This is a genomic window from Brevibacillus sp. 1238, from assembly GCF_029892995.1.
Lineage (GTDB): Bacteria > Bacillota > Bacilli > Brevibacillales > Brevibacillaceae > Brevibacillus > Brevibacillus parabrevis.
Window position 1 is genome coordinate 1 of record NZ_JARXWC010000021.1, and the last position, 13915, is coordinate 13915.

Consider the following 13915-nt stretch of genomic DNA (forward strand, 5'->3'; position numbering starts at 1 on the left):
TTTGCCATTTTCATAAAGCTGAATCATCTGCTGTTTGAATTGATCTGTAAATGACCGACGCTCACGTTTCCCCATGACATTCTCTCCGTTCCATGCCGATTTGATTTCAATCTACTAGACCCTAAGAGAATTGTCCAATTCAGTGTAGCCGATCCAGAAAGCTTAGTGGAAAGCTTCGAGGTTAGCACTACTCACTGCCATACACACGGAGCAGGGCAGCCAAGTCACGTTCGAAAGCTTAGTGGAAAGCTTCGAGGTTAGCACTTGGCAATGACGTTACACTCATTCGATATGTTGGGCGTTCGAAAGCTTAGTGGAAAGCTTCGAGGTTAGCACACGCTCAATTATCTCGAATCAACAAGAGAATGCAAAGTTCGAAAGCTTAGTGGAAAGCTTCGAGATTAGCACAGCTTTCGGACTGACCACTCGTCGCCATCGACCATGTTCGAAAGCTCAGTAGAAAGCTTCAAGATTAGCACCACGGGGATGGATGAAGCCAGCACCAAACGGCCAGTCCATTCGAAAATTTTGAAACAAGCACGTGCATATCTAAATACATCTTGCGGCTCTTCGAATCCCCAGTAGAAAACTTCACGGTTCATCAGAACACAAGCCAATTCATCTAGAAACAGTGGAATTGGCTTTTTCCTATTACCCCAAAATATGAAAATGATTTACAATAAATAAAAATCATGCCCAACTCTTTTCAAAATCAAACCGGGAGGCACCAGCCATGGCAATCCGCAGTATAAAACTAAAGCTCAAAACCCGCACAGGCCCGGAAGCCCAAAACCTCCGAAAAGGAATATGGCGAACGCATCGGCTGTTAAACGAAGGCGTCGCTTATTATATGAAAATGCTCTTGCTCTTTCGTCAGGAGAGCACTGGCGGACAGACAAAAAAAGAACTGCAAGAAGAGCTGGTTCGTCATATTCGCGAACAGCAACAAAAAAATCGTGCAGATAAAAATACACAAGCGCTCCCATTGGACAAGGCGCTCGAAGCTCTGCGGCAACTATATGAACTGCTTGTTCCCTCCTCGATTGGGCAAAGTGGCGACGCCCAGATCATTAGCCGAAAATTCCTCAGCCCGCTAGTCGATCCGAACAGCGAAGGCGGCAAAGGTACCTCAAAGGCAGGCGCAAAGCCGACCTGGCAGAAGAAAAAAGAAGCCAACGACCCGACTTGGGAGCAGGATTATGAAAAGTGGAAAAAAAGACGCGAAGAAGATCCGACCGCTTCCGTAATTACCACCTTGGAAGAATACGGAATCAGGCCGATTTTTCCACTGTATACGAACACCGTAGCAGACATCGCATGGCTACCGCTTCAGTCCAATCAGTTTGTGCGCACCTGGGACAGGGACATGCTGCAACAGGCGATTGAAAGACTGCTCAGTTGGGAGAGCTGGAACAAGCGCGTTCAGGAGGAATATTCCAAGCTGCAAGAAAAAATGACCCAATTGAACGAGCAGTTGGAAGGTGGCCAGGAATGGATCAGCTTGCTGGAGCAATACGAAGAACAACGGGAGCAAGAGCTAATAGAAAACATGACCGCTGCTAACGACAAGTATCGGATTACCAAACGGCAAATGAAAGGCTGGAACGAACTGTACGAGCAATGGTCGACAGTTCTCCCCAATGCCAGTCACGAGCAATACAGAGAGGCGCTCAAACGTGTGCAGCAGCGGCTGAGGGGGCGATTTGGCGATGCCCATTTCTTTCAGTACCTGATGAAAGAGGAGCACCACCTGATCTGGAAAGGGAATCCGCAGCGCATCCATTATTTTGTTGCACGCAATGAGCTGAAGAAGCGTTTGGAAGAAGCCAAGCAGAACGCTACTATGACGTTGCCTGATGCCCGGAAGCATCCACTGTGGGTGCGCTTCGATGCGCGGGGAGGGAATTTGCAAGATTATTATTTGACGGCGGAAGCAGACAACCCCAGAAGCAGGCGTTTTGTGACGTTTAGTCAACTGATCTGGCCAAACGAATCCGGATGGATGGAAAAGCAGGACGTCGAGGTCGAGCTGGCTTTGTCCAAGCAGTTTTACCAACAGGTGACGTTGCAGAAAAACGACAAAGGCAAGCAAGAAATCGAGTTTAAGGATAAGGGTTCAGGATCGACGTTTAGCGGACATTTGGGGGGAGCCAAGCTACAGCTGGAAAGAGGCGATTTAGAAAAGGAAGAAAAAGACTTCGAGGGTGGGGAGATTGGCAGTGTCTATCTCAACATTGTCATCGATTTCGAACCTTTGCAAGAAGTGAAAAATGGCCGTTTGCAGTCGCCATATGGACAAGTGTTGCAACTCGTTCGCCGTCCCAATGAGTTTCCAAAGGTCACTACTTACAAGTCAGAGGAGCTTGTTGAATGGATGAAGGCTTCGCAGAACCACTCGTCCGGGGTGGAATCGCTGGAATCCGGGTTCCGTGTGATGAGTATAGACCTTGGGCTGCGAACTGCTGCGGCGACTTCCATTTTTTCTGTAGAAGAGAGCAACGATGCAAATGCGGCTGGTTTTTCCTATTGGATTGAAGGAACCCCGCTCGTTGCTGTCCATAAGCGGAGCTATATGTTGAAACTGCCTGGTGAGCAGGTAGAAAAACAGGTGAGGGAAAAACGGGACGAGAGGCAGGATCAGCAGAGACGAGTGAGGTTTCAGATCAGAATATTGTCCCAAGTCATACGCATGGCGAAGAAACAGAACAGAGAACGAGCGGATGAGCTTGATCATTTGAGTCAAGCGCTTGAGAAGCAAAAGTCGCTGCTCGATCAAACAGACCGGACTTTTTGGAACGGAATCGTCTGCGACCTGACAGATGCTTTACGTGAGAAGGAAGGCGGCTGGGAGCAAGCGGTGGTACAAATACACCGCAAAGCAGAGGAGCATGTAGGAAAAGTCGTTCAGGCATGGCGCAAACGCTTTGATGCTGACGAGCGAAAAGGCATCGCAGGTCTGAGCATGTGGAGCATAGAAGAATTGGACAGTCTGCGCAAGCTGTTGATTTCTTGGAGCCGCAGGACGAGAAATCCGCAGGAAATCAACAGCTTTGAACAAGGACATACCAGCCACCAGCGCCTGTTGACGCATATCCAAAATGTAAAAGAGGATCGGTTGAAGCAGTTAAGTCACGCCATCGTCATGACTGCTTTGGGATATGTATACGACGAAAAGAAATTGGAGTGGTTCGCCAAGTATCCGGCTTGTCAGGTCATCCTGTTTGAAAACCTGAGCCAGTACCGTTCAAACATGGATCGTTCGACAAAAGAAAACTCCACCTTGATGAAATGGGCACACCGCAGCATCCCCAAATACGTTCATATGCAGGCAGAGCCATATGGGATTCAAGTTGGCGATGTCCGTGCGGAATATTCCTCTCGTTTTCACGCCAAGACAGGAACGCCGGGCATTCGGTGCAAAATGGTGAGTGGCCATGATTTACAGGGCAGACGCTTTGAGAACTTACAGAAAAGATTAATCAGCGAGCAGTTTTTGACGGAAGAGCAAGTGAAACAGTTAAGACCTGGCGACATTGTTCCGGATGACAGTGGAGAATGGTTCGTGACCTTGACAAACGGAAGCGGAGACAAAGAGGTAGTATTACTCCAGGCAGATATCAATGCGGCGCAGAATCTGCAAAAGCGTTTTTGGCAGCGATACAATGAGCTGTTCAAGGTAAGCTGCCGTGTTCTCATCCGAGGCGAGGAAGAGTATCTCATTCCCAAGGCCAAATCGGTGCAAGCGAAGCTGGGAAAAGGTCTTTTTGTGAAAAAAACGGATACAGTCATGAAAGACGTATACGTTTGGGATAGCCAGGCCAAGCTGAAAGGTAAAACAACCTTTACAGAAGAGTCTGAGTCGCCCGAACAACTGGAAGACTTCCAGGAAATCATCGAGGAAGCGGAAGAGGCGAAAGGCACATACCGTACATTGTTCCGCGATCCTAGCGGAGTCTTTTTTCCTGAATTTGTCTGGAATACCCAAAAAGATTTTTGGAGTGAGGTAAAAAGACGTCTGTACGGAAAATTGCGGGAGAGGTTTTTGATGAAGACTCGGTAAAGGTGTTCAAGGAGAGTGTGTGGCTTGTCCTGGATACCTGTACGCATGTTAAATGAAATTCAGTATTGTGAGCGACTTTACCATATCATGCATGTGCAAGGACTGTTTGAAGAAAGCGTAGACACGATCGAAGGAGCTGCACAGCACAGGCGTGCGGAGACAAATTTGCGCAAAAACAAAATGGCTCCCGAAGAGTTGTGGGGAGAGGCACCATCCAGTCTGAATCTAGGCGATCCGGTGCTCGGCATTACCGGAAAGCTGGATGCAGTATGCGTCGAACAAGGCAACCAGTGGATTCCTGTTGAAGGCAAGCACTCGTCGGCACCAGATGGCGGGCATACGTTCTCTGTAGGTGAATATGAATTGGATGGCTCTGCCTGGCCCAATGACCAGATTCAATTATGTGCCCAAGGCTTGTTGCTGCGCTCAAATGGCTATGAATCGGACTATGGCTATTTGTACTATCGTGGGAACAAAAAGAAAGTGCAGATTGAATTTTCCCAGGACTTGATCAGCGTTACCCGACGTTTTATTGAAAAGGCGCAAGCACTTAAAGATGCAGACATGCCGCCGCCCTTGCAAGATTCGAAAAAATGCTTCCGCTGCTCGCTAAACTACGTTTGCATGCCTGATGAGACGAATTACTTGACAGGGGTCAGTGCAAATATCAGAAAAATTGTTCCCAGTCGTCCAGACGGTGGAATGTTGTATGTTGCAGAGCCAGGGGCTACGTTGGGAAGGTCCGGCGAGTGTCTGACGATTACGTTAAAAGGGGAAAAGCTTGACGAAATCCCGAGCAAGGATTTGGTACACGTGAGCTTGATGGGAAACGTCCAGTGTTCCACGCAACTTCTACACACCTTAATGAATTGTGGCATCCATGTCAGTTATTTGACGACACATGGTACATTAGCTGGAATTACTTCTCCGCCGCTCACCAAAAATATTCGGACGAGGGTCAAACAGTTCGGTGCTTTTCAAGAGCCGCCAGTTGCACTTGCACTTACCAGGCGAGTGATCTACGCCAAGATTTCCAATCAACGAACCATGTTAAGGCGAAACGGCAGTCCGGAAAAATCAGTTTTAAAAGAATTGAAAGAGCTGCGGGAGCGGGTGCTTGGCGCCGAATCGCTTGACATGGCGAGAGGAATTGAAGGACGAGCGGCGCAGTTGTATATGCAGTCTTTTCCCACGATGCTTGCGGAGCCAATGGTTGATGGCATCGCCATGATGAATGGACGCAATCGGCGTCCGCCGAAAGACCCGGTTAACGCTCTTTTGTCGCTAGGCTATACATTGCTCTCAAGAGATGTCTATACGGCTTGTGTCAATGTAGGACTCGATCCGCTGTTTGGTTTTTTCCATGCAATGGAAGCGGGGAGGCCAGCTTTGGCGCTTGATCTGATGGAACCGTATCGGGCATTGATCGCTGATAGCGTAGCGATTCGCGCCTTGAATACAAAAGAACTCACTCCGGATGATTTTTACTGGGGAAAAGATAGCTGTTACTTGAAAAAGGGCGGTCGCCAGAAATATTTTTCCGCTTACGAAAGACGGCTAAATAAAGCAATGACACATCCACAGTTCGGTTACAAGTTAAGCTATCGGAGGATGCTTGAGCTGGAAGCAAGATTTTTGGCCAGATACCTTGATGGCGAGTTGGCTGAATATACGCCGCTCATGACGAGGTAAAAATGAGACATTTTGTACTGGTGAGCTACGATATTTCAGATCAGAAGCGATGGCGAAAGGTTTTCAAGTTGATGAAAGGACAGGGGGAACATGTGCAATATTCCGTGTTCTTATGTCAGTTGACAGAGATTCAGCAAGTCAAATTGAAGGTCAGTCTGGCTGAGCTGATTCATCATGCAGAAGATCAGGTCATGTTTGTAAAAATCGGCCCGGTGACCAAGGACCAATTGGATAAGCGAATTGCCACGGTCGGAAGAGAGTTCCTCCCGCGAGACTTAACTAAATTTATCTACTAGGAAAGTGGATGTGTGTTGTTGAGGCAAGGCGAAAACAGTACAATGATGATAGTCGACGGTTAGAGGCCGTATGTCGATTTGCTTTAATTTCGTGCGTGTGCATTGTCGTCCTGCATTACAGGGCGGCTACCACGAATAGTCACGAAGTTCCACTGAGTATGTGCGTTTGATTTTCGAGCATCCCCGCAGCTCAAAAATCACTGGAGATGCTCGAAATCCTTGTGAGAGTAAGCTTTTTTGAACGATTGTGCATTGGAAATGAGTGCATAGACGGGGAAAGGGATACTGAAATTCCTGGCGCTCGAAAAAGCCCTGTTCAAGCCTTGTTGTTGTAGGTTTCGGCAAGGAAGGAGTTCGAAAGCTTAGTGGAAAGCTTCGGGATTAGCACACGGGCTCCCTGATAGGGGTCTATTTTTATTCCTCGTTCGAAAGCTTAGTGGAAAGCTTCGGGATTAGCACAAGCTCCTGCTCGTATTTAACCGCGACAATGGCTAAGGTTCGAAAGCTTAGTGGAAAGCTTCGGGATTAGCACAGGAAATTAATCCAGGTTACAATTGACGACACACAGTTCGAAAGCTTAGTGGAAAGCTTCGGGATTAGCACTTTCAAAAGGCTACTTGGTTCTTGCAGAACGAATCGTTCGAAAGCTTAGTGGAAAGCTTCGGGATTAGCACAAGGCATCCGCATGACTGCCACCATGATTGCAAAGCGTGTTCGAAAGCTTAGTGGAAAGCTTCGGGATTAGCACTTGATTGAAGACCCAGAAAGCGTTGCGGTAATTATGGTTCGAAAGCTTAGTGGAAAGCTTCGGGATTAGCACTAACAAACCCGTTAATAGGTAATCACCGACTGGAGTTGTTCGAAAGCTTAGTGGAAAGCTTCGGGATTAGCACGCTGGAGTGTCATTTGCACGCTTTTAAAGCAAGCCCCGTTCGAAAGCTTAGTGGAAAGCTTCGGGGTTAACACTCAATTACCGCAGCTTTTGAGCTTCACCGTTTTGCGTTCGAAAGCTTTGTGAAAAGCTTCAAGATCAGCACAACGTCACTGTTCCATTGACGTTATACTTGTTTTTGCCTGTCGAAAACTCAGTAAAAAATTCAATCCCCGCATAACAAACAATGCCCCTACTTCAACGTTAGGGGCATCTTTCTGTTCTTCAAGCCTACGGCAAAACTCCGAAACCTGCAAAACCACACTATCCCCGCTTAACACTAGCCCTTTCCCTCTCCTCCATCATATCGGCAATATCCTCTAGTTGCCCCATCACAGAAATCGGATCAGAGAAATAGAAGCGGTAACCGTCAATTTCGTACAGATGGTTTTGTTTGACGGCATCCAAGGTGTTCCAGATTGGATCATTCGCGTAATCAAATGACTCGGCTTTGGCATCGACAGCCATGAAAATATAATCGCTGGCGTATTTTCCAATGACTTCACTGGAAATTTGCAGCCAGCCTACTTTCGGGTCGATGTCGCGTTTTACATTTTCGTTCATTGGCAGACCCAACTCGCCATGGATTGTTCGTCCGGTAAAGGCGTTGCCGTAAAGGATAAGCGTTTTAACAGCGCCGCCGTCAAAAACAGTAACGGTCTTGTCTTTTCCTACAATGTGGTCAATACGCTTCTTGGTTGATTCGACTTGTTTGTCCAAGTCTTGCACCAATGAGTCCGCCTTGGCTTCTTTGTTCAGCATAATGCCCAACATCTGTTACGACCCGCTCCGGATGGGCTGGGATTTCCACATCGCCCATCGATGTGGAGACGATGCGGGTTGCAGGCTTGGTATCGTTCTCTGCTGTTGCAGCGGGTTGTGAAGCTGCCGTTGCGCTGCCGCCTTTGTTGCCAGTTGCCGACTCGGTCGGATTGCTGCCGCATGCGCCGAGCAGCAGACCAAATGCTAACAATAAGCTGGCGGGCACCATCATTTTGTTTATAAACATGTGACTTGACCCTCCGTCGTTATTTTGATAATAATTATCATTATCAAAATAACATGTCCCATCTGGAGCAACAATGTGATTTCTTCCTGCTGCGGATGTAAGATTTTCATTTGCAGCAAGCTGTTTTCGCAGCAGGCTGGGAGGCAAACCGAAATGTTTTTTGAAAGCATGGCTGAAATAGTACACATCCTGATAACCGACTGCCGTAGCAACCGTCTTTAGCGATATAGCGGTTTCTGCCAGCAGTTTGCGAGCTTTTTCCATCCGCAAGCGGATCAGGCAATCAATCGGGCCGCGGTTCAATACTTGCTTGAAGCGATTGGACAAATGCCCCTGGCTGCAATTCAACGCGGAAGCCAACGATTCGAGCGTCAATGGCTCGGCGTAATGGTCCAGCATGTATTCGAGAGCTTCTGTCACCAGTTCGACCGGGCTCGTCGTCCGGGGCGCAGGCGATTGTGAGTGGTATTGCTTCACGACCTGATAAATCCATTGATAAAATTGCGCTTTTAGTTGAAACTGTGCCATCGCATGCTGTTGGCGCGACAAGTCATGCATCTGTTCCAAGATGTCATACAACAGAGTCGGCTGGGCAGGAGTGAAGGAATAGGGCATGTGGAATGAATGCTTACGAGAATGTACAGGCGCTTCGAATTTGGCAGGAGCAGCACGGCTAACACTAGCTTCGTACAGCACCAGGCTGAAGTCCAGGCCATCTTTGCCAGCGTTCAGTTCAACCCAGCTTTTGGCGGCTGCATGAAACACCTGCATGCCATGTGCGGAGTAAATCTGGTTGTCGAAAAGCATCAGGGCGCTTCCTATGCTTGTGCAGAGAAAGCCGTTTGAGGGAAAAGAGAATGAAAAGGCTTTGGCGCCTGCCGCCAGTGTATGCCTTTGGATCGAAACCATTTGAATATCGGCATGTTGCCATAGTTGAATATGTTCATCCTGGTGCAAATCAAGAGGCAAGGGTTGTCACCTCATTTATAAACGGATTTATTGCGTGCCCATTATACAATTAGTTGGTTTCGCGGCGCAAAGAGAAATTGGGACGCGTCCTTTGAAAAGGGTGAGGAAAGCTAGTAGAGGTCGGCACATCGGATCAGAGCAGGAGCGAGGGCGACAAAAAACAGCGGAGCACACGCAATCCCCCTTTTTCGGTTTGGCCCTGCACGTAGCGGCATCAACCGGGACAGGTGCATCAGCAAGGGCACATTCAGGCAAATTCGCGAGAGGCATGAAGCTGTTGTTGGCTTTTATGTGAAGCTGCTGTTCGCTCTTTGTGAACTTTTTGCCATGGAATTGTCATCGCTTCTTAACGAAATATGACCCGATTGGGGCATTTCGGAGCAGTTCCGACAGGAGTAGGATTAAGAAAAAGCGGAGTGTGGTGAAACTAACATGACAGAGATGATTACGGTATTGATTGCAGACCACAACCGGGAGGCAAGAGAGCAGTTGCGGCGACTGCTTCAGTTGGATAGCGGGTTTCAGGTCGTGGCTGAAACCGATACGGCTGCGGAAGCGGCAGTGCTGGCCAACAAGTTTGCGCCAAAAGCAGTGCTGATTGATTTGAATTTGCAGGATCAGGATGAATGGCAGGCGATTGCGCGAATCAAGGAACAAAATCCTGGCAGCAAAGTTATCGTCCAGTCCGATTCGACGGATGTGCAATGCTTTTTTGAAGCGTTGAAATACGGTGCCCAAGGGTACTTGCTGAAGACGTTGCATCCCGCATCGCGGCACGAATATTTGCGCTCTGTGCTGATAGATGATGCGCCGATGCCGCGTGAGCTGGGTTATCATATTTTGCAGGAATTTATGGCAGACAAGCCGTGCCACTTCAACCGCCCTGGCTTGAATCCGACGGAGATGGCGCTGCTCGGCTGCCTGTGCAAAGGGTATAAAAACAGTGAGATTGCGGAAGAGTTGCTGCTTTCCGAGAACGAGGTCAGGAAGCAGTTCAAGGAGCTTTTGTTCAAGCTGCGGTTGAAAAATCGGACGCAGCTTGTTCGGTATGCTTACGAAAGAGGACTCTTTACGCCAAGCCTCCGACCGGGGAGACGAAAAAAGCAGGGGGCGAAGGAGTAGCGCCTGTAGCAGCGAGTGGGAGATCAGTTCTCAGCGAAAAGAAAAAACACCGCTGGAAACGAGCGGTGCCGTGTCTAGAAACAAGCAGTTCCATGTCCAGTAGTAACAAAGCGACAGCATGTTAAAACCAAGCCGTGCAATAACCGAGATAGCCCGACATCCGCTCGCTTCCGCAGCTGCGCAAGTGTTTTTACCCGTGCGCTGGCGCTCGCAGCTTGTTTTTCCAATAAACAAACAGCGCAAAGGCAGCGCAGAGCACGACAGCGGCGAACATGTACGGGAAGTTGATGTTCCAGTCGAACAAAATGCCACCGACTGCGGGACCAACAATAATTCCGAGGCTTGTATAGGTGGAGTTCATCCCGGCGACAAAGCCCTGGTCCTCGTCGGCCATCTTCGAAAGCAGCGTGGTTACAGCAGGGCGCAGCAAGTCGCAGGCAAAAAACACGATGCTGCTGACGACCATGATTCCCCAATAGCTGTTGATGAAGACCGTCGCAAAAATAAACAGCGCGGCTGTCACGAGCGTCGTTTGAATCATGTTTTTCTCGCCAAACTTGTCCACCAGCTTCTCAAAGAAAGCGATCTGGGCAACTACGCCGAAAACGGAGCCGACGGTAATGATGACGGCGATATCTTTGGCAGTGAAGCCGAATTTGGCATCAACAAACAGGCTGAACATCATCTCGTATGCGGCAAGGCCGAAAGAGAGCACAAACACAATCAACAGGGGCACAAAATAGATCGAGCGGAACGATTTTTTGATCTCACCGATGAAGCTGACGCTCACTTTTTGCGCTTTATTTTTTGCCATTTGTTCTTTCGTCAGCGACTCTTCCAGGACAAACAGCGAGATAACGGCGGCGATGCCGGCAAATCCGGCTGCGAAAAAGAATGGAGCGCGTATCCCCAGCTCTGCGATGAATCCGCCCAGTCCGGGACCGATGATGAAACCGCCGCTGATGGCGGCAGCCTGATAGCCCAGCACGCGAGCGCGGTCTTCCAGCGAAGTGCGATCGGCAATGTAAGAGATGACAGCTGGCATAATGAAAGCGTCGCTGATTCCGCCTAAAACTCGCGACAAAAACAAAATCCAGACCTGGTTGCCCAATCCGAACATAAGCTCCGAGAATGCGAACAAGAACAGGCCGAAGACAATCATTTTCTTTCTGCCAAACGTATCGACCCAGACGCCCGTAATCGGCGAGGCGAGAAGCTGGGCGAAGGCAAAGGCGGAAATCAAGTAGCCCACGACTTCTCCGCTCAGGTTCAACTCATGGGCAAAGGACGGCATGACCGGAACGACCAGGCCAATTCCGACGTACGCAATAAATAAATTAAACAAGACTAAACCTAAAGACCAGTTTTGGTTGTTGTTCCTTTTCATGGTTTTCCCCACTAACTCTCCAATGAATTTACAATCCGCTCACAGCCGTGGCTGCTTGCTTTTACCGGCTTTCTGTATCTGCTGATTCTTTTATGGCCCGGTTGACCTTTTTGATCGTTTCCAGCATTTGTTCGAGCACGCTCATGTCGATTTGGGAAAAGTATTGTTTCACAAACGCTTCGTCTGCTTCATCCATCAACTCCGCGTATGTTTGCCCCGCTTCTCCCAGCAGGATAAACGACTCCCGGCGATCTTCCGGATTGCTTTCCCGCCTGATAAACGTCCTGGATTCCAGATGAGACAACACTTGGCTGACTGCGCTTTTCGTAATGGAAAAAAAGGCGGCGATCTCGTTGACGGTCACCCGTTCATTGCGAATGATGTACTGCAACAAGTTTTCCTGCTGAAGCGTCAACTGAAACTCATCCAGCTTTTTCGCGACTTTATTGTAGTACATGTAATACTCGTAAAAGGCATCGTTCAACTCATGGACGATTTTTCGATATTCGGCAAGCATGGATTTCCTCCTCGTGAACAATAGTATTTGCGCGAAGTCCGAACAAAATGAGCCGGGAGAAGACAGAAGACAAGATCAGAAAGCTCTTGCAAAGTAATTTAGTTTAGTTAACTTAACTATAGTAACTATATATCCCGATGCTTATATTGTCAACGGGCGCATAAAAAAATCGCCTGAACGTCGAGGCGTCCAAGGCGATCTCTGCTATTCGCGAGTGACAGACAGGGGTTCACTCGCGCAAGTTTTTACGAATCAAGCCTGTTTTTTGGTTGCGCGGTTTGGGCTACTACCACCCGATTTCTGCCGGACTGCTTGGCCTGATACAACGCTTGGTCAGCAAGCTCAATCAAAGCGGGAACAGAGTGAAGCTGACGTGTGCTGCTGACGATCCCGATGGAAACCGTGATCGTCTGGCCAGTTGGTGTGACACTGTTTTCCATGCTGCATCTGATTTTCTCAGCGATGGAAAAGGCATCTTCGCTGGAGGCGCCGCCGAGCAGGGCAATAAATTCCTCTCCGCCAAACCGCCCGCAAACATCGCTTTTGCGGACAGAGGTTGTCATGATCTGGGCAAACAGCTTCAACACTTCGTCTCCCACAGGATGGCCGAAGGTGTCGTTTACATGCTTGAAGCGATCAATATCCAACAGCAGGATGGAAAAGCTTTTGTTCTCCCGCAACCATTGTTGCAGCAAATTTTCGACGGAGCGGCGGTTGGCAAGTCCCGTAAGCGCGTCGGTCGTTGCTTCATGCGTTAGCCGGTCTGTTTTCCGCTTGATTTTTTTGGCAGCATTGCGAAAAGCTTTGGTCAACAAATCCGCTTCCCGGTTCCAGTGATGCCGATTTTGGGGTAGCTCTACTTTTTCCGAGCCCATCTTGCTCATCAGGTCGGCAAGTTGAACAAAAGGTCTGGCAAGCGTGTGGGCCAGCTTGATGACAATCAGGAGCAAAAGCAGGGAAGGGGGCAGCAAATAAACCAGCATCAGTCTCACCTGACTATGCAGCTCGTTGTAGACAAACTCGATGGGAGAGGTGACCATGACGCCCCAGCCGTTTTCGGCAACGGGGGCATAGCCGGCCAGCAACTGCCCGCCCTGTATGCTCGCCATTTGTTCATGACCGCTTCGCCCAGCCATCAGCTTCCTTACGACAGGATTGGATTTGAGATCTTTTCCGATCAACTGTTCATCCGGATGGAACAGCAACTGCCCGTTGGAGCCGACGATGGAAAAAGAAGATCCGGTCGTATCCGTTGCCGCGCTGCCGAAAATCATGTTCATGATGTTGTGCTCCTGGAGGTAGATGGTTCCGCCGATGAAGCCGCGATATTTGCCCTCTTTGTCGTAGATCGGCTCGCTCATGAACAAAATATGGCGGTTGCTTCTCGCAGATATGTAGGGCAAGGAAATGTAGGGCTTTTTCAGTTCCAAGGCATAGTTGCCTTCCTTGGTGATAATGTGTTGGCCGACTGTGCCGATGGACGCCGGAGAAACGGTGCGGATAATCCCGTTTTCATCCACGACAGTTAGCGAATTGAAATAGTTGCTGCTTTTGCGAAGGATATCCAGATGTTCGTCGGCTTCTTTTTGCGTCTGCGAGGGGTGGTCGATTACGACTGAGGCGGAATAACGCAAGCTGCTTCGCATGGAGATGAACAAGGAATTGATCATTTGACTCATTTTGCTTGCGCTTGAATAGTTCAAAGTAAGCGTGGTATCGATCAGTGACTTCTTCTTGGACTGATAAGATGCGATGAGCAAAATTGTCACCGTCAACACGATGGACAAGGAAACCAGACCCGTCAGAAGGGCAGTCAGACCGATCTTTTTCCCCGGGCTCAGCTTGAAACGATGTATAACAGGCATATGGCTATGGCCTCTCTTTGCGTTGGATCGATCCATGATGGAAGGAAAGCAAACGGAAAAAATTCAT

Annotated in this window: 9 protein-coding genes and 1 CRISPR repeat array; of the genes, 4 read left to right on the forward strand and 5 right to left on the reverse strand. The window is 48.8% G+C overall.

Annotation, left to right across the window (positions count from 1 at the left end):
- Positions 1–733: 733 nt before the first annotated feature.
- From cas12b to M2298_RS27020, 3 genes are all read left to right on the forward strand, one after another.
- Positions 734–4060, forward strand: coding sequence for a type V CRISPR-associated protein Cas12b (cas12b, locus tag M2298_RS27010; protein ID WP_280649316.1), 3327 nt, complete (start codon positions 734–736; stop codon positions 4058–4060).
- A 45-nt stretch (positions 4061–4105) separates the two neighbouring features.
- The gene (gene cas4g/cas1g, locus M2298_RS27015) at positions 4106–5752 is read left to right on the forward strand and encodes a CRISPR-associated endonuclease Cas4g/Cas1g (RefSeq protein WP_280649326.1); all 1647 of its coding nucleotides are present in this window, start codon (positions 4106–4108) and stop codon (positions 5750–5752) included.
- 71 nt (positions 5753–5823) lie between these two features.
- On the forward strand, positions 5824–6048 hold the full coding sequence (locus M2298_RS27020; RefSeq protein ID WP_233454212.1) for a CRISPR-associated endonuclease Cas2: 225 nt from the start codon (positions 5824–5826) through the stop codon (positions 6046–6048).
- Between the two features lie 352 nt (positions 6049–6400).
- Positions 6401–7085: a CRISPR direct-repeat array (repeat unit 36 nt; unit sequence GTTCGAAAGCTTAGTGGAAAGCTTCGGGATTAGCAC).
- A 158-nt stretch (positions 7086–7243) separates the two neighbouring features.
- Here the strand turns inward: M2298_RS27020 and M2298_RS27025 are convergent.
- Positions 7244–7699 (reverse strand): ABC transporter substrate-binding protein, encoded by a 456-nt coding sequence (locus tag M2298_RS27025; RefSeq protein WP_254223217.1) that lies wholly within the window; start codon positions 7697–7699, stop codon positions 7244–7246.
- Positions 7662–8957, reverse strand: coding sequence for a helix-turn-helix domain-containing protein (locus M2298_RS27030; protein ID WP_217021840.1), 1296 nt, complete (start codon positions 8955–8957; stop codon positions 7662–7664). Before M2298_RS27030 ends, M2298_RS27025 begins: the two co-directional genes overlap by 38 nt.
- Positions 8958–9389: 432 nt before the next feature.
- Here M2298_RS27030 and M2298_RS27035 point away from each other — a divergent pair, with 432 nt between their 5' ends.
- Positions 9390–10079 carry a response regulator gene (locus tag M2298_RS27035; protein ID WP_173600155.1) on the forward strand — a complete coding sequence of 230 codons (690 nt, stop codon included), beginning with the start codon at positions 9390–9392 and terminating at the stop codon, positions 10077–10079.
- Between the two features lie 190 nt (positions 10080–10269).
- Here M2298_RS27035 and M2298_RS27040 read toward each other — a convergent pair whose 3' ends face one another.
- From M2298_RS27040 to M2298_RS27050, 3 genes are all read right to left on the reverse strand, one after another.
- Positions 10270–11466, reverse strand: coding sequence for an MFS transporter (locus M2298_RS27040; protein ID WP_122962686.1), 1197 nt, complete (start codon positions 11464–11466; stop codon positions 10270–10272).
- Positions 11467–11527: 61 nt separating this feature from the next.
- Complete coding sequence (locus M2298_RS27045; protein WP_173600154.1) at positions 11528–11983, reverse strand: MarR family winged helix-turn-helix transcriptional regulator; 456 nt, start codon at positions 11981–11983, stop codon at positions 11528–11530.
- A 245-nt stretch (positions 11984–12228) separates the two neighbouring features.
- A complete protein-coding gene (locus M2298_RS27050; protein WP_173598129.1) occupies positions 12229–13848 on the reverse strand; it encodes a sensor domain-containing diguanylate cyclase in 1620 nt (539 codons plus the stop codon).
- Positions 13849–13915: the final 67 nt, after the last annotated feature.

Excerpts from the sequence above, each read along its gene's own strand:
- M2298_RS27040 (WP_122962686.1), bottom strand. The coding sequence starts at position 11,466 with ATGAAAAGGAACAACAACCAAAACTGGTCTTTAGGTTTAGTCTTGTTT.
- M2298_RS27050 (WP_173598129.1), bottom strand. The coding sequence starts at position 13,848 with ATGCCTGTTATACATCGTTTCAAGCTGAGCCCGGGGAAAAAGATCGGT.
- M2298_RS27045 (WP_173600154.1), bottom strand. The coding sequence starts at position 11,983 with ATGCTTGCCGAATATCGAAAAATCGTCCATGAGTTGAACGATGCCTTT.
- M2298_RS27035 (WP_173600155.1), top strand. The coding sequence starts at position 9,390 with ATGACAGAGATGATTACGGTATTGATTGCAGACCACAACCGGGAGGCA.
- M2298_RS27020 (WP_233454212.1), top strand. The coding sequence starts at position 5,824 with ATGAAAGGACAGGGGGAACATGTGCAATATTCCGTGTTCTTATGTCAG.
- cas12b (WP_280649316.1), top strand. The coding sequence starts at position 734 with ATGGCAATCCGCAGTATAAAACTAAAGCTCAAAACCCGCACAGGCCCG.
- cas4g/cas1g (WP_280649326.1), top strand. The coding sequence starts at position 4,106 with ATGTTAAATGAAATTCAGTATTGTGAGCGACTTTACCATATCATGCAT.